This window comes from Flavobacterium sp. GCM10023249, assembly GCF_042653365.1.
Taxonomy (GTDB): Bacteria; Bacteroidota; Bacteroidia; order Flavobacteriales; family Flavobacteriaceae; genus Flavobacterium.
The window spans coordinates 89295-113158 of sequence record NZ_JBHSHZ010000008.1 but is presented as its reverse complement, the minus strand read 5'-3'; the positions used below and the strand labels follow the sequence as shown (position 1 = coordinate 113158).

Genomic DNA, 23864 nt, shown 5'->3' with positions numbered 1-23864 from the left:
ATAACTCATAACTCCTAACTCATAACTCATAACTCCTAACTCCTAACTTCCAAATGATCACAGCCTTTATTTTAGGATTGATAAGCAGTTTGCATTGCATGGGCATGTGCGGCCCTATTGCCATTATGTTACCATTGGATAGAACGAATGAGGCTAAAAAAGTAACACAACTATTCACATATCATTCGGGTAGAATAGTGGCGTATTCTATTTTAGGATTTTTCTTTGGTTTGTTGGGAAGAGGTTTGTTTCTGGCAGGTTTTCAGCAAAAAATTTCAATTGTAGTGGGTGTTTTAATGATTATTGCGGTAGTTGTACCCGAAAAAGTTTTCGCTCGTTATAATTTTTCAAAGCCCGTTTTCGCAATTATTAGTCGGTTGAAATCAAAACTTGGCGCACAGTTCAAAAAGAAAACCTACCGTTCTTTGTTTACCATTGGATTGCTTAATGGTTTTTTACCCTGCGGACTCGTTTATGTTGCTCTTTTTGGTGCTATTGCCATGCAAGAAGTACATTGGAGTGTTGCATATATGGCATTGTACGGACTGGGGACGATTCCTATGATGAGTTTGGTTGTTTATGTTGCCAATGTGCTCACAGTACCGGTTCGGACAAGCATTCAGAAAATCATTCCCATTTTGATCATTGGTATCGGTATATTGTTTGTTTTACGAGGCATGGGATTGGATATCCCGATGGTTTCACCGGGTAATATAAGTTTGTTTGTGCAAAACACACCGCATTGTAAGTAGTTTATTTTCAATGCGTTAAAATGCGTATCTTTAATAGTTAAAAAAACGAAAGATATGAATCCGAACAAAGCATTATGGGAAAAAGGGGATTTCACTAAAATTGCTGCAACGATGCGTGAAAGCGGTGCTAAACTAGTGGATTCTTTAGGCATCACAAAAGACACCTATCTTCTTGATTTGGGTTGTGGTGATGGAACTACAGCCGTGCCGGCAGCGCAATTGGCGGCAAAAGTGCTAGGAGTCGATATTGCACAAAATTTAGTGGAAGCGGGAAATCAACGTGCCAAGGAAGAACAGCTAACGAACCTCACTTTTCAAGAAGGTGATGCCACCGACTTGCATGACTTGAGTGATCAGACTTTTGATATGGTCATTAGTATATTTGGGGCTATGTTTGCGCCAAAACCGTTTGATGTTGCCAAGGAAATGGTGCGTGTGACAAAACCGGGAGGAAAAATAGTTATGGGCAATTGGATTCCGGGTGATCCTACTTTCGTGGCGCAAATCCTCAAGATATCGTCTGCGTATACGCCACCACCGCCTGAGGGTTTTGTAAGTCCTATGCTATGGGGTGTCGAAGATAATGTGATCGAGCGCTTTAGCAGTGCCGGAATAGCTAAAGAAAATATAGCCTTTGCGAGAGCAACTTTTACTTTCAAAGCGCCTTTTTCACCTTCTGAATTTTTAACGCGCTTCAAACACTTTTACGGTCCAACGATGAATGCCTTTGATGCTGCTGAACAAAATGGTAAAGCAGCTGATTTACAAAAAGAATTGGAAGATTTATTTACCTCGCAAAACCAAGGAGGATCTAATGCTACTGATATCGCAGCTACTTTTTTGAGAGTAACGGTGCAGTGTTAATTGTAAAAAATGAAATAAAAACCGATGTTTGAAACGGAATATACTTTAATCCAGTTTCAGTTGCATCATTATATCGGTTTGCTCATCAGTCCCAAGTTTGAAAATGTGTTTGTCAAAAGCTACAAATCCGTTTTTCTCATAAAATCGGATAGCTCTTTGGTTTTCTTCCCAAACGCCAAGCCAAACATATTTCTTATTGTTGGCTCTTGCTATTTGAATGGCTTTATCAAAAAGAATTTGTCCTGCTTTTTTACCGTGAAATTCTTTTAAAACATAGATTCGTTCTATCTCCAGCGCGTCTTCACTTTTTATTTCTGTCTGCGATGATCCGCTATTTACTTTCAAATAACCAATCGCTTTTTCTTCAAGTTCTACAAAATAAAACTCGGAGTTTTCATCCTCAAGTTCTGCCATGATCTTTTCATTTGCAAAACTAGTTTCCAAATAGTTTTTCATGTCTTCTTCGCTGTTCTCAGAAGCGAAAGTTTCTTGAAAGGTACGTTTTCCTATTTCCTGTAAATCCTGTAAATCACCTACAGTTATTTTTCTAATTGTAATATCCATGTTTCATTTTTTTACAAAGTTCTGCATTTGCTTTCTGTAAAAATTTTACAAATGATAAAAAAGAATATTATTTGCTATTGTTGCGTATTCTACTCAAACTAACCTGAGTTATGCCCAAATATGAGGCAACATGACCCAATTGTACCCTTTGAATAATGCTGGGATTGTTTTTTAAAAGTTCGTCATAACGTTCTGTAGCCGTCCCAAATTGTCTCGAAATAAGTCGTTCCTCCGCTTTTAAGAGTTCATATTCGGCAAATTTCCTGCCCCAGTTGGCAATTTCGATATTCTCCTGAAATTGCTTTTTAAGGTTTTCGGTAGTAAGCTTATAAAGTACGCAATCTTCTAGAAGTTCGATGCTTTCGTAGCCTTTTTGATTGTCGATATAGCTTTTTAAGGAAGCTATAGTATCACCTTCTTTCCCAAAAGAAAAAGTAACTTCTGTACCATCAACCTCAAAAAATGTTCGAGCAATCCCTTTTTTAATGAAGAAGATGTTTTTTTCAATTTTATCAGCTCTAATAACGATAGTGTTTTTAGGAAAAGTAACTTCTTCCACATTTTCTATTAGCAATAGTTTAGCCGAAGAAGAAATAGGATGTATTTTATCTATGATTTGATCGAAATTCATTTTATTGATGCTATGTTGACCGATTTGCGCCGTTTCGTCGAACTGGAGATCGTATTCTACTGCGACCGAGACGAAGTTAATAAAATAGACGCACAATTCACTCAAAACCAGCAATGGTTTGAATTGGCGGTTGTGCGAAGTGCTAACTGATTTTTATGTTGAAAAGTCTCGAGCCAGAATTTCGTTTGCCTTTTTCATCAATCTCTGTAAAGTAGACTACAAAAAAACGATTCCCATTTTTAGATTTAAATTTGGAGAGTATAGCTTTCAAATCTATTGTCATAAATTTGTACTTATCTTTAGTAGTCAAAGTAAAAATCGGATCTTTTCCTTCAGCAACGACGGTCAGTTCGTAAGAGCATGTATGGCAAGGCATGTCGTCCCCATATTGGATTGCTAAATAGTCTCCACTCGAATAATCGGATGCTTTAATTTGGATTTCTTTTACCTCTGGGTTTGCTTTGAATTGTTTTATCAATTTATGATTGTAATACACATTCCAAGTTGTAATTGTGTCTGCTTTTGCAGAGTAAGATAAAAGTAAAAGCAATAAAGAAGTATAGATTTTCATTACACAGTTTTTAAGCATTGCGCATAACGATCCGGAGGATTTGTGAAGGCGGAGATTTTTATTCCCGAACCATTCCGTAAGGACTGAAGTCAAATATACAAAAAGCTCGTTCCATTAAACACCGAAACCCCAATTTCCTAAAACCGCCTTAAGTTGACATTTTCTAAATTTAGCTATTAATCAGAAAGAACAATAGAGAGGAGTAAGGTTGTCGATAACCGCAGGAACTTCAGATTCTGTTAACAGTGATAATCCCCTCTCTTTTCTACTCATATTTTGTACTGTTCTATGAGACTAAGATCTCGCTGTTAGTAGCGGTAATATTTTTAAATAATCCGCAAAATCCATTGACCAATACCAATAAGAAAAAAGGGAATAAAAAACAGAAATGTTTGATAAAAGAATTCTTCCCATGTCGACTCTATTGATTCTTTGGCTTGTGAATGTTTTGTGTAAAAGTAGATATGCCTATTGTGTTTTAATAAAATGATTTTATCAAAAACTTTATATAAAACTAAAAAGCATATTGGTCCCAATGATAAAAAATTAAAAATAGCAATAGTATCACCTATCAAGTAATCAATTAAAGAGAGTAAAGGTAATAATGTAGCAATTGTAAATACTACTTTGTAATTTCTGTCATTTCTTAGCACTTTGTGTAATTGAAAGACACTCATAGAGAATGTAAAAATAAAAGAAATTATACCAATTATTAAAGACATGATTTTTTTGTTCAGTTTTGGATTATTACTGCCAACGGTTTCGTGCTTTGCGTAGGTGGGCTTTTGAAACCGTAAACTGTCTGCCAGCACCAACGTTTATTAATTGCTCAAATGTTCCTGTTCTTACTGTCCGCCCACAAATGCAAAACATTTGTTAGCGGTTTGTTGTTTACTTTCTGGGTTCAATTACTTGTCGAAATATGAAATTGTCTTTTACTAAAGTGGTGTCTCTAATACTTCGATTTGTCTTTGCGTTGATTCGCTCCCTCACAATTAACTTACTTCCATCTTCATTTGTTTGCAAAACGGAAATGTCTTGAGGTTGAGTTGTCGTGTCTATGGGATATATTGCAGCGCATGAATTGATAAAAAAAATTAGAAACAGAATAACTCCTAGTGGAATTGTCACTATTTTGGTCGCCTTGAAGAAAATTGGAATCGATAATATGAAACCCGAAAAAGCAAAATAACCAAGAATTCTGTTGGCAATCGTCAAGTTACCTTTCACAAAGGTCAAGTTAGGAAAAAACTCTCCGACCAAAATTTCAACCAGCAGGATAAGTCCTAAGGTGATTGATATAATTAAAATGGCTTTACTGTTTTGTTTCATAGTGTCGTCCTGAAATGACCGCTAACGTCAGTCTGTGAAAAACTTCACAAACACCATCAAATATAACTAAAATACTTTCGTATAAACGCCTTTAAAAGAGCTTTACTGATAAGTTTTTTGGGGTTATTTTGAAAATAGGGTAGTTGTGAGACAGTTACCGTTGTTAGCTGACGTTTTTATTTTCCGTACCTCTGATAGTCCGAAAAGTATAATACGATTTTTTTGTTGTTTTTTATATATGGATAAAATAATTCATAATTTCCGTCGCTTGAGGTATATCTTTTTTCACTATTATTTTGGATAAAAACTGTTTCTAAATATTCTCTCTCTATTCTTGTTGTTTTTCTAATATAGTCTTGTTTTCTTGCAGGAATTGAGTCCTTTGGATTTTCAGAACTGTAACTGTTGATGCTTAAATAGACTGGTGAATTGTCAACTGTGTCTTTAACAATTATCGAAACTTCTGGAAAGTAAGTGTCTGTTTTTGTATAGAGTTCAAGAATGTTAGCACTTTCATTAATGTAATTTTCTGAAAATGAATACTCAAGTAGTTTATCACTCTTAACTTTATTGTACTCAATAATTGATTTTGCAGATTGAATTAATAATTTTTCCTTTTTTTGTTTAGTTATAAAGTCTCCAAAATATAATAAAGTTGCAATAATCGGGAAAAGCAATATTAGAATTAAGAATATTATTCTATTTGGTTTATTTTCAATTTCTGCAATGTCATTCTTTTGAGCAATTCTTGTTAAGTTAAACATTACGTTTATAATTAATGCTCCTACCATTAATGCTAATATCCCAAGAACACTTAGATAAAATGTTTCGGTCATATTTTTTTTGAAAACTTTAAGTCCAAAAACTTCTATTGTTACGAAAATAAAAACCCAATAAACTAATAATAAAATTGCTACAATTCCTATAATATTACTAATTCTAACTAATTGTTTTGGTGTCATATTTTTATATTTTTCATTATGTTTAACACGTGTCGTCCTGAAATGACCGCTAACGTCAGTCTGTGAAAAAACTTCACAAACCTTGTCAAATATAACTAAAATACTTGCCTATAAACGCCTTTAAAAGAGGTTTACTAGTAAGTTTTTTGGAGTTATTTTTAAAAAATGATAGTTGTGCGACAGTTACCGGTGTTTTGCGTAGCTGTTGTTATTCGCTCAATTGGTTTTCATTATCCATTTTCTCATGTAGAACTCTTATGACTTCTATTTCATTAGATTTTGTTTTCTTGAAAAAAATTAAGTGAGATTTTACTTTTGAACAACAGTAGTTTTTTCTAATGTTTCCAAAGTCACGAGCAATTTCGAAATTGATTACAATATATTCAATTTCGTCAAAAATTAAGTTATAATAGCGGTCAGCTTGTTCAACAGACCAATTTTCTGCTGTGTAAATCCAGATTTTGTTAATGTCATCAAGTGCTTTTTCGCTAATAATATATGCTGACATTATTTTCTGAAGTTTGCTTTAAGTTGTTCAAGATTTTTGTTGCGATCAAAATTTTTAATCTTAGCACTTTTTTCTCCTATTTTAAGTTCATTGATTAAGGATTTTTTCTTGTTTTCTTCTTGTTCAAAAACTCTTAAAGCTGTTCTAACAACTTCACTAACAGAATTGTATTTTCCTGAAGCAATTTGTTCGTTGATAAAATTTTCAAAATAATCGCCTAGTAATATTGAAGTATTTCGTGCCATGTTTTTAATTTTTATCAAATATACCAAGTATTGGTATTTTGACAATTTTTTTTAACGATTTTTTGGAGGAGCTGGCGAGTACTGCACAAGGTCAGTCTGTGAAAAAACTTCACAAACACCATCAAATATAATTGAAATACTTTCGTATAAATGCCTTTAAAAGAGGTTTACTAATAAGTTTTTTGGCGTTATTTTGAAAATAGGGTAGTTGCGTGACGGTTACCGCTGCTATAGCCATTCTTTTTTATCCATTTAAAATTGTTGTTGCTTTGTTATTGGCTAAAAATATCAGTAGTACTAGTATAACATAAAGAATGTACCCCAATAATTTAATTTGTTTATTCGAGGTTAGATATAAAAAAAACCAAGTTGCTAATGTAGCTAGCAAGCCAAACATACCAATAGGAAAAGCCAAAACTTTTTTAGTTTCTGGAGAATTTAACCAAACTGCATCAGTTCTAGTTGTCCAAGGTCCATATTCACGAAAATATATTGTGTAAATTATACCGATAATTGAATAACATATAAGTAAAAAAGAAAAAATAGTTAAAATCCTTTTTGCCTCAATTCCAACTTTATCGATCTTAAATTGGGAGGTTATGTAAATTAATATAATCGTTATAAATGCTGGGAAAAAGAAAACTGATAATAAGGAAAATATAATATTTTCTTCTTTGTATGTCAGTACTATATTTATGAAGTATGATGCAAATAGAGCCGTAATAATTGAAAAGAAGATATTTGAAATTTTCATATTGTTTACGCGTTTTGGCAGGATTGGATATTACATTCCATTGCTTGGCGAGGTTGCGAGCTTCGGAACCGATTATTTTATCGTTCGGCTTTCTGCCCCAGGTTTGTTAAAGATAAAAATTCATGCGAAATGTAAACGTGAATTTATCACAAAAATCTAACATGAGCGCAGCGACTGCCGAAGGAATCTTGCCAAACGCTTGTTATAGCACGTGTTATTTTGATTCCCACTCCCAATAGCTTGTCCAGCCAGTTTTGTTAATTGGAATGTTAGATATACCAAAATTTTTTCCGTAAATTCCAACATCGATTCCTTTGCCATCACAGCAGGAAATTAGTTTGATAAAAAACTGTTCTGCATTTTTTCGTCTTTTCAGTATCACTGCTTTTACTTTACAATCTTTATACTTTTCAATTTCTTCAGGAGTTACTCCAATTACAGTTGTGTAATATTTCCATGTGATGGTATCATTGATTTTATATGAATCAAATATTCTATTGATACTGTCTTGATATATTTTTCTATAAGGTTTTCCTTTTCGCCATTTTTCACTGTAAGGTTTAAATGTTTTTCTTAGTCCGAGTTTTTTATTATTTAACATTCTATGATAGAAAATTAGAATGATCGAAGACATATCATCTATGTGAAAAACTTTTTTTTTGTAAAAATATTTTGAAAGTTTAGGATTTCCGTTTCTCAACCAACTATTTCTTATCCACATACCGTAACCCATATGTAATTCTAAAGCTGCGGCATTTTCATTTTTATTCTTGAACTTCTCTTTTTCTTCATCTGTCCATTTGAACTCCATGTATTCGATTGCTTCTTTAATGTTTTTAGGAGGATATTTGGCAGAATATTTTTTTGGACTTTCCTGTGAGTGCAGAAGCCCATTTAGTAAAAAAAATAGGATTAATAATAGCTGTTTCATAATAGGTGCTATAACTCTCAAATATACGAAACCTTAGTAATTTAGAATCAATTCCTTTTTAGCGTGGATTTTTACTTAAACCGTAGCCGTTTTAAAAATAAAAAGGGAATACAAACAGATAAACAATAAACCTTCCCATACGGATATTTTTTTGTCTTGGGTAAGCAAATAAAACAAAAGACCACATGCTGCCATTACCGGTAATGAAAATTGTAACAAGTTATTGGTAACAACGATGGTACCAAAAAAGGATGCGATTGCAGGAATTACTAATGTGTTAAAAATTGACGAACCCAGCACATTTCCGATAGCCATTTCTGCTTTTCCATTTTTGATGGCACTAATGTTAACGGCAAGTTCCGGTAGGGTGGTACCGAGGGATAATAGCGTTAATGCTACAATAGATTTTGGGATTGATAAATCAAAGGCTATTTTTTCAAGGGAAATAATAGTATAATCAGCTCCGAAATAGATTCCTACTGCCGATACTAGCAATAGTAACAAAGAGACGATTGGGAATTTCTCAGTTTTTGCATTGCTATCTTCTTTACTTTTTGCTTCTCCTTTTATAAGATAGATACTGTATACAATAAAGATTAATAATCCAAAAAAGGATTCGGCCGCGTCCATTTTGCCGTCATAAGCGATCATGTAGAAAAATAAAAAACTTCCTATAAGGTAGTTTAAGTCAATATACATATAGCCGCTTTTCAACGAGATGTTTTTCTTGTTGATAACTACAGCAAGACCGGTTATAAGAAGAATGTTGGAGATATTTGCCCCAATGATATTCCCAGATAAAATCTCTGATGCTCCTTTATTTACCGAGAGGATACCTGAGATAAGTTCGGGTAATGAGGTTCCTATTCCGACTATAAAAACGCCAACCACAAAAGAAGGTAATTTTAAATATTTTCCGATAGCTTCTGCGGCATTAGTAAAATAATTTGAAGAAACTAAAAGTCCAATAAGAGCCAGGGAAAAAATGAAATAGTGCATTAGGGATTTTATTTAGATCACGAAATTAAACCAAATGAATCACCAAAAAAAATAGAGTGGTAAGAATAACCCTCTTTTTTTTACGTAACTATTTTTAAATTAATTGAAGGCATTAAATTCAGGCTTAATCGTAAAACAATTAAAGAGAGGCATAGTTCTTTATTTGAATTGTAGAAGGTTAAAAAATGATGCGGGAAATATGCTTCACTTGTGTTTAGTTGTCTGTGAATGAACAAATGAAGTATAGAGCTACATTAGCGCTTACTTCCCTAAGATTACTTTCGCAAAGGAATCACTATCACCATTGAATACATCAAAGTCATTGGTATAATTGTCCAATGAATAGTTTTGTGTTTTTTGCCAAATTGTCCAAGAGTTATTCTTCCAAACCGATGGAACAGTAGGAGATGTACCCGGGTTATAATCGGCTATCCATAGTTTGTAATTCGCAAAAGCGGGATCATTAAGTTCTGCATTCCCAATGTTGGTATCGGTATACAAAATGGGTTTTTTTCCTGTTTTTTGCTCCAAAATCGTTAAAAACTGCAATAAGTTTTTCTGTATTGTTGATTTGCTGCATCCTTGATCGATACTGTTTTCCTCAAAATCAACAATAGGAGGGAAATCGGTTGAGGATAAATCACCTATGGTTGTTAGATAGTAGTTGGCTTGTTGCGTCGGATCGTCGGCACAATGGTAAAAATGATAAGCGCCTCTGACAAATCCCTGTTGTTTAATCATCGACCAATTGCTTTTGAAATCAGGGTCGGTATACGTAACACCTTCGGTTGCTTTACAGATCACAAATTCCAATTGATTCCCTTTTTTGGTCAGATAATCAATTTCGTCTCCTTGAAAATGAGAAATGTCAATCCCTGTAATGGTTGAGTCTTTGACAATTTTTTTCTTTGGTGCCAAAGAGAATGACGCCAGAATTCCAAAGGATAGCAGTACTGCCAATAAGTAATGTTTGAGTTGCATAGTATGTTGTTTACGAAACTCAAAGATATAAAAAGAGCTTTTTTCTTACAATAATTAAATTTTTAAACCGTCATTGAAAATAATTGAGTATGCGGTATTTTTCGTTTCATTCGAAGGTCAAATGCCATACAAATGTTGCGTACGAAGGGTTTGCCTTTTTCGGTAACCATAATCTGGTTCGGAAGAAGCTGAACTAAGCCATCCAACTCCATTTCTCGTAACTCTTCCACTATTGCAGGTAGTTCCGCAAAGTACAAATCGGTAGTACTCCATTGTGTGTTGAAGCGACACATTAAATTCAATATGTGTTTTCGGATGATGAGGTCTTCGGAGGTTAGAATATGACCTTTACAAACCGGAAGTTGGTTTTTATCCAAAATGGTATAATAGGCTTCAATTTCTTTTTCGTTTTGTGCAAAACCGTACCAACTATCGCTAATTGATGAAGCACCTAAACCAATCATCACTTTTGTTTTTGAAGCAGTATATCCCATGAAATTACGGTGAAGATTTCCCTGTTGTGCTGCTTTATACATAGCGTCACTTTTAAGCGCAAAATGATCCATACCTATTTCGTGGTATCCTTTTTTGGTTAGTAGCGTTTTGCCAATTTCATACAGTTTACGTTTTTCATCATCTTTGGGAACATCATGGTCTTTAAATCCGCGTTGACCGTTACCTTTCATCCAAGGAACGTGCGCATAACTGTAAAATGCCAATCGGTCTGGAGAAAGTACTTTGGTTTTCTCAATGGTATCGATGATGTTTTCAATCGCTTGAAATGGTAATCCGAATACCAAATCGTGAGATATCGAAGTATAACCAATTTCTTTGGCCCAAAAAGTCACTTTAGCCACATTGTGGAAGGGTTGAATTCGATGAATGGCCAATTGTACCTTTTCGTTGTAATCCTGAACGCCAAAACTCACTCTTCTGAAACCTAAATTGTATAATGTTTGTAAATGTTCTCGTGTTGTATTGTTTGGATGTCCTTCAAAACTAAATTCGTAATCGGGAGCAATGTCAGCTTTGGCGAGAATACCTTTTATTAGCAATTCGAGATTCATTGCAGAGAAAAATGTAGGAGTGCCACCACCCAAATGGATTTCTTTGATAATCGGTTTCTCATCAAACAATTGACAATAAAGATTCCACTCTTTTAAAACAGCTTCTATGTAAGGATGTTCAACTTCGTGTCTTTTGGTAATGCGTTTATGACAACCACAAAAAGTACACAGACTTTCGCAAAAAGGCAAATGAATGTACAAACTGATACCTTCTGTTGAATTACTTTCTTTGAAAGCGGTAAGTAAACTTTGTTTCCATAAATCGGAGCTAAAACTGGTTTCTTCCCAGTAGGGTACAGTCGGGTAGCTAGTATAGCGTGGTCCAGGAACGTTGTATTTTTGTAGTAATGAAACTGACATATAATGGTTTTTTGAGTTTCAAAAGTAAGAGGTTGCTTTAAGTAACCAAATGATATTTATCATATAAAAAAAGAGAAGCTTTCACTTCTCTTTTGGTTTTATACACTTTTTTGTACGACTTCAAAAATGGCACCGTCTTCACATTTGAGTGTTTTTGACGGATACTTCATTAATAGTGCGTAATCGTGGGTTGCCATAATCACTGTTTTTCCATTTTGGTTTACTTTACGTAAAACCTCCATAACTTCAACACTGGTTTGCGGGTCAAGATTTCCAGTTGGTTCATCCGCAAGAATCAATTCCGGGTCGTTTAATAATGCTCGAGCAATTGCAACACGTTGTTGTTCTCCACCTGATAATTGATGTGGCATTTTATTGGCTTTACCACCCATGCCTACTTTTTCCAAAACTTCGTCAATTTTTGCTTGCATCGCACCTTCGTCTTCCCAACCTGTTGCTTTTAAAACGAAATGCATGTTGGCATTTACAGTTCTATCCGGTAATAATTTAAAATCCTGAAATACGATACCAATTTTTCTTCTCAAATACGGAATGTCATTATCGACCAATCCATTTAAATTATAGTCTACAATAGTTCCTTCTCCGTGATTTAAAGGTAAATCGGCATACAACGTTTTCATGAAACTACTTTTTCCAGAACCGGTTTTCCCGATGATGTAAAGAAATTCACCATGGTTGACGCTTAAGTTAACATCCGATAAAACAGCATTGAGTTCTTGATATATAGTAACGTTTTGTAACGATAGAATGGTTTGTGACATAAGTTTTGTGATTTATTTCGTAAAAGTAATAAGTTAACGTTCTAATGCAAAATAAATTTTTGGCATTGTGAATAAATTAAGATACTAAACGCTTTTTTTACCCGTTAAACCCAATAAGAATGTTCTATATTTGAATGCAAAATCCAACTTATGAAGAAATTATCAATCTCCGTAATTTTCATTTTCTTAATTGGCAATATGTCATTGTCGGCGCAACAATCTGAAATCTATACCAATACATCAGTGGAATACAACAGAGCGCTTACTTTGTTTAAGAACAAGCAGTACCAGTCGGCTCAGATACTATTTGATAAAATAAAGCAAGAAGGAAATACCGATATGGAAGCGGATTGTGCTTATTATAGTGCGAATTGTGCTTTGCAGATGAATCAGTCGAATGCAGATGAAAAGATTGAGGCTTTCATAAAAAACTATCCAACGAGTACGAAACAAAATCTGGCTCACATTGATGCCGCTACCTATTATTTCGAACAAGGCAATTATACGAAGTCTTTGGAAATGTTCGACCAAGTGGATGAAGGCAGTTTGACCAGTGATGAATTGGATCGATATAATTTCTATAAAGGCTATAGTTTCTTCAATTCAGGAAAGAAAAAAGAAGCGCGTCAGTATTTTAATAAAGTCGAAAATTCGGCTGAATACGGTTCACAAGCAAAATATTACATTGGTTATTTAGCCTATGAAGGCGATAATTATGAAGAGGCGAATCAGTATTTTGATGCGGTTTCGGGTGAAGAAAAATACAAAGAAAAATTGTCGTATTTTCAAGCTGATATGAGTTTTAAAGCTGGGAAGTTTGAAAAAGCAATTCAATTAGGCCAGGCCGCTATGGCAAAATCATCTCCTGCTGAAAAATCGGAACTAAACAAAATCATTGGCGAAAGTTATTTTAACTTGAAACAATACGATAAAGCAATTCCCTATTTGAAAGAATACAAAGGAAAAAAAGGGAAGTGGAACAATACGGATTATTACCAATTGGGATATGCTTACTACAAGCAAAATGATTTCGAAAATGCCATTGCGCAATTCAATAAAATTATCGGTGGTAATGACGGCGTTGCCCAAAATGCTTATTATCACTTGGGAGAAAGTTATTTAAAGACGGATAAGAAACAACAAGCCTTGAATGCGTTCAAAAATGCTTCGGAAATGACTTTCGATTTAAAAATTCAGGAAGATGCCTATCTGAATTACGCCCGTTTGAGCTATGATATCGGAAATTCTTACCAAAGTGTTCCGGAAGTATTGAACGGATTCATGACAAAGTATCCTAATAATCCAAATAAACCGGAAATCGAAAATTTATTGGTTAACTCTTACATTACTTCTAAAAATTATAAAGAAGCATTGGTTTTATTGGAGAAAAACAAAGCATTAGGTGCGAAAGGAGCTTACCAGAAAGTAGCTTTTTACAGAGGTTTGGAATTGTTTACCGATGGTGATTACAACGCAGCGTTGGCTATTTTCAAAAAATCAATCGCCGAACAGAAAGAAGCTAAATTCTCAGCTCGTGCTACATTCTGGAAAGCGGAAACTGAATATGTGTTGGATGATTTCCAAAATGCATTGCTGACTTTCAAGCAATTTGTGGCGTATCCAGAAGCTAAAGAAACTCCCGAATTTAAAACGGTGAATTATAATATTGCTTACTCGCATTTTAAATTAAAAGAATACGAACCAGCAGCGACCTATTTCGCGAAATACACTGAAACATCAAAAGAAGACAAAACCCGTTTAGTGGATGCATACCTTCGTTTGGCTGATTGCCGATTTGTAACATCCAAATACACTTCAGCTATTGAAGCCTATGATAAAGTCATTGCATTGAAAGGTGTTGATGTGGATTATGCAGCGTTTCAAAAAGCAATTTCATACGGTTTTGCTGGTAAAAATGATAAAAAAATAGCCGAGTTCAACAGTTTTATCAAAAACTATCCGGATTCCCAATATCGCGATGATGCCATGTTCGAATTGGCCAATACGTATACAACAATCAATGAAACGACTTCTGCCATTAAAACCTATGATCAGTTAATTTCCGAATACCGAAAAAGTAGTTATACGGCTAAAGCTATTTTACGTCAGGGATTGATTTACTATAATGGCGATAAAGACGATTTGGCATTGACTAAATTCAAAAAAGTAGCAGCCGAATTCCCAAAAACGGAAGAGGCGTTGGAAGCGGTTAAAACGGCTCGTTTGATATATGTTGATAGTGGAAGAGTGGAAGAATATGCCACTTGGGTAAAAACATTGGATTATGTGGAAGTATCCGATGCCGAATTGGATAACGACTCGTGGGAAGCTGCCGAAAAACAATATTCGATGGGGAATACGCAACAAGCAATTGAAAGTTTATCAAGCTACGTTAAAAATTTCCCGAACGGTTTACATTCGTTAAAAGCAAATTTCTATTTGGCGGAATCATTATACAAAACCGGCGCAACAGAAAGAGCGATTCCAAATTATGAAAATGTAATTGCAAAATCGCGAAATGAATTCACGGAACAATCGTTAAGTCGTTTATGTGAGATTTTTGTCAAAAAAGGCGATTATACGAAAGCCATTCCGGTATTGTTACGATTGGAAGCAGAAGCGGATTACCCACAGAATAAAACCTATGCTCAGGCCAATCTGATGAAAGGATATTATGATACAAAAGACTATGCTAAATCGGTTGTGTATGCTGATAAAGTATTGGCCAATCCTAAAACGGATAATAAAATTAAGAGTGATGCACAAATTATTATAGCAAGATCGGCTATTCAGGTTGGTGATGAAGCGAAAGCGAAAGAGGCTTACGCTAAATTGTTGAAAATAGCGAAAGGAGAATTAGCAGCCGAAGCTTTGTATTATGATGCCTATTTTAAACACAAAGAAGGAAAATTTGAGGTTTCCAATACTGTAGTTCAAAAACTGGCCAAAGAGTATTCAGGTTACAAATATTTTGGAGCTAAAGGATTGGTGGTTATGGCCAAAAATTTCTATGGCTTGAAAGATAGTTTCCAGGCCACCTACATTTTGGAAAGTGTAATTACCAACTTTACACAATTCGACGATGTTGTAACGGAAGCAAAAACCGAATTGGCCAAAATCAGAGCAGAAGAAGCGAAAACGAATTCTTCGGTAGGGAAATAATCAGTCTCATTCTCATTTATATAGATACAGTATGAACAGAATCAAAATATATACATCGTTAAGCTTAGTTTTAGGTGCAATCCAAGTTGGAAATGCACAAAAGAAAGACGAAAATATCGGAACGGAAGTAGTGAATGTTGTGAAACCCTATACACCAACTATTTCGGATGCTTATAAAATAAAAGAAGTTCCGGTTATTGAGGATCAGGAAACGACTAAAAAAGAAGAAGTGAAATACCAAATTTTTTCTTTTCCGGTGGCTTCAACCTTTGTTCCTGCCAAAGGAAAGGCTGCAGCTGTAGATAAGGCCAAACAAGAGAAGTTATTTCCTAATTATGTAACTTTCGGCTTCGGAAATTACAAAACGGCTTTGGGTGAATTGTTCATTTCCCATGAAATTGATAAGTTTCAATATGCAGGCGGAATGCTTCGCCATCGTTCTTCACAAGGTGGAATTGATGGGGTGAAATTAGACGACGCTTTTGGAGAAACAGCTTTTAATGCGATGTATGGTTACAATCGTAATGAAACTAGTTTTAAATTGGATTTAGGCTATAAAAACGAGGCGTACAATTGGTACGGCGCTCCTTTGGAAAATCCCAATTTTGATCCTGCTGATTTGGAAAATATTGACCCAAGTCATAAATACAATACGTTTACAGTTGGTTCAGAATTGGCAATTACGAAAAGTTTTTTTGATAAAGTAAATCTGAATTTTATTGGTTTTACAGATAATTATGGCTCGAAAGAGAATCGTTTTATTATCAAACCAGCCTTTAATTTCAATTTTGGAGATACTGCCGTTAAAACTAAATTCGGATTGGATTACCTGAATTCAAGTTTCGAAACGGTCTATAATTTGGCAACTCCAACACCAGGTGTGCCAACAACTATTGAAAAATCCAATTTGATATTTTCAGTGAATCCTAGCTTTACTATTTTAAAAGATGATTTGTCTATCGAATTGGGTGCCGAAGTAACGTATTTTTCAAGAATGAAAGATGTGTACAATGGTGTAGAAACTGATTTGAACAATGAATTTTTTATTTTTCCTAAAATCAAAGCTTCCTACAACGTAGTTAAAGATATTATGGTGCTTTTTGCAGGAGCTGAAGGAGGTTTAAAGCAAAACTCATATGAAAACTTTGTGAGTCAGAATAAATTTTTGTCGCCAACGCTTTTGTTGGAACCAACCAATAACCAATTCAATATCTATGCTGGTTTGCGTGGAAAATTAGCCAATACAATTGCGTATAATTTAAAAGTGGGATACGATTCTACCGAAAATATGCCGTTGTTTGTTTCTAATCCCTATTTATCTGATCCTTCCGAAAATTACAGTTACGGAAATTCATACAATGTCGTGTATGACAATGTGAAAACGATATCATTTGGTGGTGAATTAAAAGCCGATGTGAATAAAAATGTCACTTTGGGAATAAATGCTCAAGTAAACAGTTATAATACTAAAAACCAGGAAGAAGCTTGGAATATGCCAACAGTTAAAGCGGGTTTCACAACCGATTTCAATATTGGAAAAAAATGGTACGCAGGTTCTCAATTGTTCTATGTAGGCGAACGTTTTGATGCATTTACCAATTACCAATCGTTTCCAAATCCTGATTCGAAGCAAAAACTGGAAAGTTATTTCGATATCAATGCTCATGTTGGATATAAACATAACGAACGTTTGACAGTTTTCCTAAAAGGAAATAATTTGGCAAACCAAAACTACCAACGATGGTTGAATTACCCGGTACAAGGCGCTCAAGCTATTTTAGGTGCTAGCTACAAATTTGATTTTTAAAATCAGAATTTTAGACTTCGTGGAATTTTAGATACATTTGGATAACTTTGCAGTTCTCTGAATTCTAAAAATCCACGATGTCTTTAAAACAAGAAATTCACTTCAAGTACAATCAAATCATTCAAGATAAAATCGATGTCTTTCAAGACATGATTTCTGGTTTGGCCGAAGATGCACAAAATGACGCAAAAGGTTCTGCTGGCGATAAGCACGAAACGGCATTGTCAATGATGCATTTGGAACAAGAAAAACTTACCGCAAAACTTCGGGAAGCAATCGATCAAAAAGCAATTTTAGATAAAATTAACCCTACTTTGATTCATACTAAAGTGGCGGTAGGGAGTTTGGTTAAAACCAATAAATTGACTGTTTTTATTGCAACTGCATTGCCTAAGCTAATCATCGAAAACCAAACTATTTTTGGTGTATCTCCACAATCTCCTTTAGGAACTCTATTATTGGGTAATGAAATGAATCATTCCTTCCAATTGAATAACGTCGAATACCAAATACTTTCTATAGAATAATATGAAAAAAACACTTTCAATAGGCTTGTTTTTGTTATCACAAGTCATTTTTGCACAAAAAGCGAACGCCGACTTATTAATTACGAATGCTACGATTTATACCGTAAATTCAAAATTTGAAATTGCTGAAGCCATGGCTGTCAAGTCAGGAAAAATAATTGCTGTAGGTAAAAGCGATGAGTTGATAAAAAGGTACAAAGCGGCCAAAACAATCAATGCAGAGAGGCAATTCATTTATCCAGGTTTTTATGATGCTCACGCACATTTTTACAGTTTTGGAATGAACCTTCAAACTGTAAATCTTAAAGGAACTCAAAGTTTTCAGGAAGTTTTGGATAAAGTAACGGCTTTCCAAAAAGAAAAGAATGTCAATTTTATTCAAGGTCGGGGATGGGATCAGAATGATTGGAAAGTAAAAGAATTTCCAACCAAAAAAGAATTGGACCAATTATTTCCCGACACACCGGTGGCATTAACGCGAATTGATGGTCATGCAATGTTGGTTAATAGCAAAGCTTTACAACTGGCAGGAATTACGAAAGATACTAAAATTGAAGGTGGGCAAATCGAAATAAAGAATGGTGAATTAACCGGAATTTTGGTAGATAATCCAATGGAAATGATTAATGCTGTGATTCCAAAACCTAAAAGAGAAACACAGGTTCAAGCATTGAAAGAGGCACAAAAAATAATGTTCGATTACGGATTGACCACTATTAATGAAGCTGGATTGGAAAAAGAAATCATCGATTTGATCGATACCTTACAACAAAATAAAGAATTGGATATAAATATCTATGCGATGGTGAAAGCGACACCGGATAATGTGGATTTTTATACGCAATTGGGAGTGTACCAAACCGATAAATTAAATGTACGTTCATTTAAATTTATGGGTGACGGTGCGCTGGGTTCACGCGGAGCTTGCTTGCATAAGGAATACTCAGATAAGCCACATCATTTTGGTGCTTTATTGTCTTCGGTTGAAGATATCAAAAAAATGGCAAAACAAATTGCAGATTCTGATTATCAGATGAATTCGCACGCCATTGGTGATTCTACCAATACAGTTTTATTGTCTATTTACAAAGAGGTTTTAAAAGACAAACCCAATCGTCGATGGAAAATAGAACATGCACAAATCATGCAGGAAAAGGATTTTGATGCTTTCAGCCTGAATATTATTCCATCAGTACAACCAACCCATGCCACTTCAGATATGTATTGGGCTGAACAAAGGGTAGGTGCAGCACGTATTAAAAATTCCTATGCCTATAAAAAAATGTTAAGTAAAGCTGGTATTATTGCCTTGGGAACCGATTTTCCAATTGAAGAAGTGAATCCAATGTATACTTTTTATGCAGCCGTAGCGAGAAAAGATCTTAAGAATTTTCCAGAAGGAGGTTTTCAGCCTGAAAACGCATTAACACGTGAAGAAGCCTTGAAAGGAATGACGATTTGGGCAGCTTATTCTAATTTTGAAGAGAATGAAAAAGGAAGCATTGAAGTGGGTAAATGGGCCGATTTTATCATTTTTGATAATGATTTAATTACCGAAGACATCGATGCTATCCCTTTTGTGAAACCGGTGAATACTTTTATCAAAGGAATTCGCGTTAAATAATTAACTATACGGTTTTATTATGTTCAAAACGCTAAAATTAGGGTGCCTTTTTTTGATGAGTTTTACATCATTTTCACAGGATTCTGAATTTAAGATGTATGACAACGGATTGATTTATTCCGATTTCACTATCAAAAAACTAAAAAAGTGTGTCGATTCATTGGAACTCAAATACAAAAGTTGCCAACCGCAATCGTTTTATAGTGTAAAACAATCGGTGGTAAACTATGTTATACTAGAAAAGGTAAACGTTAATGAGGCTAAAAAAGATTTAGATTCGGGCATTTCATATGCTGATTTTATTAAAAAATACCCAAAAGCAGAAACGGTCAATGAACTTCCGGTTTGCGCATTTCTTGATGAAGGTTATAACAATCCAAAAAGAAAATATATCAATGTGGTTAGCCTTGAAATGGGGAAATTTGATAATTACTCTATTGATATGGAATTGGAAACATTTAATAAAGAGTTGAAGGGAAAATGGATTTATGAGTACAGTAAAAAAACGAGTTATTCTGAAGAATCTATCAGAGCCTTTTTCTTTATCGAAAATTTTAGTTCCAATAAAATTGCAGATAAATACGCTAAATTAATTCAATATTCGGAATGTCTTATTGATATCACTTCTGGTGTTTTCTATGAAAATTCTAAAAACTCGGGTATTCGTTATAGAGATACAATTCCCAATAAAATAACTAAGTTCAATGACTATTTAAGTAACCAACTTAAGATACCTTCCTTTGATGTTAAAAAAATGGAGATTTTATATGGTTATGATGAAAATAAGGGTGAGAAACGAAATAAGAAAGAACAGGCTGAAAGAGATAAGTTAAAAAAACAAATTAAAGCAGAATTTGAAGTAATTCGAGAAAAAATAATTGATTGGAAATCGAAACGACTTACTCGTATCGACTCATTGAAAAATGCCGATAAAAATTTCATGATTTTGCTCAAAGAAGGCTATGAAGATGGAGTTAAGAATGTTTCATCAGATGATAGTTTCGAAGAAATAGTTGGGATTTATATCTCGAAAGAGGCGGCTTTGGAGTTGAAAAGAAATAGAAGAGTGATAGGTGGATGCAGTATGGATGAAAGTCCAAGGATTCATGCAAAAAATATAGCTATTTTATCCGCAGAAACGGCTAAGTGGGAAGTGTTCTTAAAATCACATTTGAATATCATGAATGACAGATTTGACCGTGTTAGTGATGGAAGCTATGCCTATGGCGCTAGAAACACTTACATTAAAGAATTGGAAGTGTTGGACATTAATGTGCCTGATTTGATATTGGGAACCGTTTTTAGAATTGATAATCCTGCTGAAAATCATTATTTCGCTAGTATAGGAAGAATAGGGAGGGCGTTAAGTGAAAGTAAAGACAGGAAGTCCTTGGAAGCAAGAATGCTGGAATATATTGAAGACAAGGAATTGGATAGTTATAACAGAATAATGATGTACTATTTATTTCTGAACTATAACAGTTATCTCCAAGATGATACTGAGAAAAAAGTAAATTCTGATAGAATAGCTAAGGCGGTTGCAACTATGCCTGATTATATTTTGTCGAAACTGTCTTCTCAATAAATACAGTTAAAGTAATGAAAAACCGGTTAGTTATCTAGCCGGTTTTTTTGTTTAAATTACAATCTCAAACTTTTGAATGGAAATTCCAACCTTTTTAGTTATACTTTGGTTTGTTTATTTGATTTGTAGTTTCAATTTATAATTAAAAAATACTTTATGGTTTACAAATAAAACTTAATACCTCAATTTTGTTTCAGAAATAAAATAATCATAATAAAACAGAATAGAATATGTGTGGAATTGTATGTGCCTTCGATATAAAGCAAAAAACTGAATCATTGCGTCCTCAAGTACTAGAAATGGCTAAAATTATCCGTCATCGTGGACCGGATTGGAGTGGAATTTTTTCTAATGACAAAGCTATTTTAGCGCATGAACGCTTGGCTATTGTTGATCCGGCTTCAGGAAAACAACCTTTGTTTAGTCCGGATGGGACTTTGGTTTTGGCTGCTAATGGTGAAATATACAATCACCGTGAATTGCGCAAACAGTTTGAAGGGAAATATGATTTTAAAACGCAAAGTGACTGTGAAGTGATTTTGGCATTATACCAAGAAAAAGGTCCAACTTTTGTTGATGAAATGAATGGAATTTTTGGATTTGCTTTGTATGATGTTGAAAAGGATGAGTATTTCATTGCACGAGATCACATGGGAATTATTCCACTTTATATTGGTTGGGATAAACACGGAACATTTTATGTAGCTTCCGAATTAAAAGCTTTGGAAGGATATTGTTCAAAAATTGAATTGTTTCCACCTGGACATTATCTGCATAGCAAAGAGGGACAATTAGTAAAATGGTATGAGAGGGAGTGGACCGATTTTGAAGCGGTTAAAGAAAATGAAACCAGTATTCAGGTAATTCGTGAAGCGCTTGAAGCTGCGGTTCATCGTCAATTGATGAGTGATGTGCCGTATGGCGTTTTGCTTTCTGGAGGCTTGGATTCATCAATTACTTCAGCTATTGCTAAAAAGTATGCTAGTCGTCGTATCGAAACTGATGATAAATCCGAAGCTTGGTATCCGCAATTGCATTCGTTTGCCGTTGGGTTAGAAGGTTCGCCGGATTTGGCTGCAGCTCAAAAGGTGGCTGATCATTTAGGTACGATTCATCATGAAATTAAATTCACTATTCAAGAAGGATTGGATGCGATACGTGATGTGATTTATAACTTGGAAACCTATGATGTAACTACGGTTCGCGCTAGTACACCAATGTATTTGATGGCACGTGTTATCAAATCGATGGGAATCAAAATGGTACTCTCTGGTGAAGGTTCCGATGAGTTGTTCGGTGGTTATTTGTATTTCCACAAAGCACCCAATGCAAAAGAATTTCATGAAGAAACAGTGCGTAAATTGAGTAAACTCCATATGTATGATTGTTTAAGAGCAAACAAAAGTTTAGCCGCTTGGGGAATTGAAGGACGTGTACCTTTTTTAGACAAGGAGTTTATGGATGTCGCTATGCGCATCAATCCTCAGGATAAAATGATCAATGGGGAACGAATGGAAAAATGGGTTTTGCGTAAAGCATTTGAAGATATGTTACCGGCAAGTGTGGCTTGGCGTCAAAAAGAACAATTCAGTGACGGTGTGGGTTACAGCTGGATTGATACGTTGAAAGAAATGGTGAATAAAGAAATATCGGATGAACAATTAGCGAATGCAAAATTCAGATTCCCAATTCAAACACCAATGAATAAAGAAGAATATTATTATCGTACGATCTTTACTGAACACTATCCGAGCGATACGGCTGCATTATGTGTTCCGCAAGAAGCAAGTGTAGCTTGTAGTACAAAAATTGCTTTGGAATGGGATGAAGCATTTAAAAAACTAAATGATCCTTCAGGAAGAGCTGTTGCTAATGTTCATGAGGAAGCATACGAAAAAGAAACAATTGCATAATGGTTTGATATGTAAATAATGATTTCCAGATAAATTCACATTACGTTGAATAGGAAATCAAAACCTCAATAGTCCAAAAACTATTGAGGTTTTTTTTTGCAATTTATATTGTAGTTTTATCTGTATTTTTTTCTAACTTCAATTCCTTGAAGGAAAAATAATATAGAACTCAATCCAGTGACAAAAAGATAGAAAAGATGCCATTCAATATTAGAATCACTAATTGATAGTATATGTATTCTGAATATTGAAGTTAATAATAACAAGAATGAAAATACTAGGTATAAAGTGGATTTATTTTTTAATGAAGAATAAAGTTTATCTATATATTCGTCGTCTACATCATACTCATCTTTAATTTTTTTATAAATTTCTTCCTTGCTATAATCACTTTTTACATATTCTTTGATATGGGTTTTTATATTTTCGTCATGATTTGACTCATTTTGAAGAATTTCAAAACCTTCGTACGTAGCTGTTTTTTTATCCTCGGATTCATTTATGAAATCTTCTTCAAACTCCAGATTTCTTTTTTTTAATTCCGATTTAAGTATTTCTCTAGCCTCATCGGTTAGCTTGTGGTTTTCTTTCCATAGATTAATTAAGCCACTGTCGTTAATTTTGGAATATTTTTCTGAAATTGTTTTGTTTTCAATCATCTTAAGTGTTTATTTTGAAATAAGAAAAAATATCTTTAAATACATTTTTTACTTAATTACTGCATTATTTTTTTTAAAATCTATTATAGCAATTGCTTATAAACTATATTCGGTATAGCCTTTTAAATCTGTGAAGATGTCTAAAAGTTACAGATTATAAAACGTTAAGTCAAAATTCTAGATTCTTGTTAATTTTTAGGATAATTTTTGGTGCTATTTTTTATTGAATGAATTAAAACAAAAATAGCCATGTTTTTAAAGATATTCAAAATCTATACTTTACA

The 23864-nt window shown here is 34.2% G+C and carries 23 protein-coding genes; 8 read left to right on the top strand and 15 right to left on the bottom strand.

Translation table 11 applies throughout. The annotated features are described in order from the left end of the window. The first annotated feature begins 53 nt into the window (after window positions 1-53). Both ACFO7M_RS06320 and ACFO7M_RS06315 read left to right on the top strand, forming a co-directional pair. Window positions 54-752, top strand: a complete 699-nt coding sequence (locus ACFO7M_RS06320) for a sulfite exporter TauE/SafE family protein (protein WP_379711869.1) — start codon at window positions 54-56, stop codon at window positions 750-752. A gap of 54 nt (window positions 753-806) precedes the next feature. Further along, complete coding sequence (locus ACFO7M_RS06315) at window positions 807-1616, top strand: class I SAM-dependent methyltransferase (RefSeq protein WP_379711871.1); 810 nt, start codon at window positions 807-809, stop codon at window positions 1614-1616. A 45-nt stretch (window positions 1617-1661) separates the two neighbouring features. Here ACFO7M_RS06315 and ACFO7M_RS06310 read toward each other — a convergent pair whose 3' ends face one another. The 14 genes from ACFO7M_RS06310 to ACFO7M_RS06245 all read right to left on the bottom strand — a co-directional run bounded on the left by ACFO7M_RS06310 (window position 1662) and on the right by ACFO7M_RS06245 (window position 12303). After that, on the bottom strand, window positions 1662-2180 hold the full coding sequence (locus ACFO7M_RS06310; RefSeq protein ID WP_379711873.1) for a GNAT family N-acetyltransferase: 519 nt from the start codon (window positions 2178-2180) through the stop codon (window positions 1662-1664). 67 nt (window positions 2181-2247) lie between these two features. Beyond that, window positions 2248-2916, bottom strand: a complete 669-nt coding sequence (locus ACFO7M_RS06305) for a Crp/Fnr family transcriptional regulator (protein ID WP_379711875.1) — start codon at window positions 2914-2916, stop codon at window positions 2248-2250. A gap of 37 nt (window positions 2917-2953) precedes the next feature. After that, the gene (locus ACFO7M_RS06300) at window positions 2954-3382 is read right to left on the bottom strand and encodes a hypothetical protein (protein ID WP_379711877.1); all 429 of its coding nucleotides are present in this window, start codon (window positions 3380-3382) and stop codon (window positions 2954-2956) included. A 326-nt stretch (window positions 3383-3708) separates the two neighbouring features. Then, window positions 3709-4104, bottom strand: coding sequence for a hypothetical protein (locus tag ACFO7M_RS06295; RefSeq protein ID WP_379711879.1), 396 nt, complete (start codon window positions 4102-4104; stop codon window positions 3709-3711). 169 nt (window positions 4105-4273) lie between these two features. Continuing rightward, window positions 4274-4714, bottom strand: coding sequence for a hypothetical protein (locus ACFO7M_RS06290; protein ID WP_379711881.1), 441 nt, complete (start codon window positions 4712-4714; stop codon window positions 4274-4276). A gap of 176 nt (window positions 4715-4890) precedes the next feature. Beyond that, entirely contained in the window at window positions 4891-5676 is a 786-nt protein-coding gene (locus ACFO7M_RS06285) for a hypothetical protein (protein ID WP_379734657.1), read from the bottom strand. Window positions 5677-5884: 208 nt separating this feature from the next. Further along, entirely contained in the window at window positions 5885-6184 is a 300-nt protein-coding gene (locus ACFO7M_RS06280; RefSeq protein WP_379734655.1) for a type II toxin-antitoxin system RelE/ParE family toxin, read from the bottom strand. Next, window positions 6184-6429, bottom strand: a complete 246-nt coding sequence (locus tag ACFO7M_RS06275; RefSeq protein ID WP_379734653.1) for a type II toxin-antitoxin system ParD family antitoxin — start codon at window positions 6427-6429, stop codon at window positions 6184-6186. Before ACFO7M_RS06275 ends, ACFO7M_RS06280 begins: the two co-directional genes overlap by 1 nt. A gap of 244 nt (window positions 6430-6673) precedes the next feature. Beyond that, the gene (locus ACFO7M_RS06270; RefSeq protein WP_379734651.1) at window positions 6674-7183 is read right to left on the bottom strand and encodes a hypothetical protein; all 510 of its coding nucleotides are present in this window, start codon (window positions 7181-7183) and stop codon (window positions 6674-6676) included. A gap of 214 nt (window positions 7184-7397) precedes the next feature. After that, the gene (locus ACFO7M_RS06265; protein WP_379734650.1) at window positions 7398-8114 is read right to left on the bottom strand and encodes a DUF6794 domain-containing protein; all 717 of its coding nucleotides are present in this window, start codon (window positions 8112-8114) and stop codon (window positions 7398-7400) included. Window positions 8115-8189: 75 nt separating this feature from the next. Beyond that, entirely contained in the window at window positions 8190-9113 is a 924-nt protein-coding gene (locus ACFO7M_RS06260; protein WP_379734648.1) for a sodium:calcium antiporter, read from the bottom strand. Between the two features lie 261 nt (window positions 9114-9374). After that, entirely contained in the window at window positions 9375-10094 is a 720-nt protein-coding gene (locus ACFO7M_RS06255; RefSeq protein WP_379734646.1) for a glycoside hydrolase family 25 protein, read from the bottom strand. 62 nt (window positions 10095-10156) lie between these two features. Further along, window positions 10157-11521 carry an oxygen-independent coproporphyrinogen III oxidase gene (gene hemN / locus ACFO7M_RS06250; protein WP_379734644.1) on the bottom strand — a complete coding sequence of 455 codons (1365 nt, stop codon included), beginning with the start codon at window positions 11519-11521 and terminating at the stop codon, window positions 10157-10159. A gap of 98 nt (window positions 11522-11619) precedes the next feature. Continuing rightward, complete coding sequence (locus ACFO7M_RS06245) at window positions 11620-12303, bottom strand: cell division ATP-binding protein FtsE (RefSeq protein ID WP_379711895.1); 684 nt, start codon at window positions 12301-12303, stop codon at window positions 11620-11622. A gap of 150 nt (window positions 12304-12453) precedes the next feature. Between ACFO7M_RS06245 and ACFO7M_RS06240 the strand changes: the two genes are divergently transcribed. The 6 genes from ACFO7M_RS06240 to asnB all read left to right on the top strand — a co-directional run bounded on the left by ACFO7M_RS06240 (window position 12454) and on the right by asnB (window position 22921). Next, window positions 12454-15465 (top strand): tetratricopeptide repeat protein, encoded by a 3012-nt coding sequence (locus tag ACFO7M_RS06240; protein ID WP_379734642.1) that lies wholly within the window; start codon window positions 12454-12456, stop codon window positions 15463-15465. A gap of 31 nt (window positions 15466-15496) precedes the next feature. After that, entirely contained in the window at window positions 15497-17272 is a 1776-nt protein-coding gene (locus ACFO7M_RS06235) for a TonB-dependent receptor domain-containing protein (protein ID WP_379734640.1), read from the top strand. Between the two features lie 77 nt (window positions 17273-17349). After that, a complete protein-coding gene (locus ACFO7M_RS06230; protein ID WP_379734638.1) occupies window positions 17350-17799 on the top strand; it encodes a hypothetical protein in 450 nt (149 codons plus the stop codon). Between the two features lies 1 nt (window position 17800). Next, window positions 17801-19423, top strand: coding sequence for an amidohydrolase (locus ACFO7M_RS06225; protein ID WP_379734637.1), 1623 nt, complete (start codon window positions 17801-17803; stop codon window positions 19421-19423). A 52-nt stretch (window positions 19424-19475) separates the two neighbouring features. Next, the gene (locus ACFO7M_RS06220) at window positions 19476-21008 is read left to right on the top strand and encodes a hypothetical protein (RefSeq protein WP_379734635.1); all 1533 of its coding nucleotides are present in this window, start codon (window positions 19476-19478) and stop codon (window positions 21006-21008) included. Between the two features lie 230 nt (window positions 21009-21238). After that, window positions 21239-22921: an asparagine synthase B gene (gene asnB, locus ACFO7M_RS06215; protein WP_379734633.1), complete on the top strand. Its 1683-nt coding sequence runs from the start codon at window positions 21239-21241 to the stop codon at window positions 22919-22921. A 116-nt stretch (window positions 22922-23037) separates the two neighbouring features. Here asnB and ACFO7M_RS06210 read toward each other — a convergent pair whose 3' ends face one another. After that, complete coding sequence (locus tag ACFO7M_RS06210; protein WP_379734631.1) at window positions 23038-23580, bottom strand: hypothetical protein; 543 nt, start codon at window positions 23578-23580, stop codon at window positions 23038-23040. Window positions 23581-23864 lie beyond the last annotated feature (284 nt).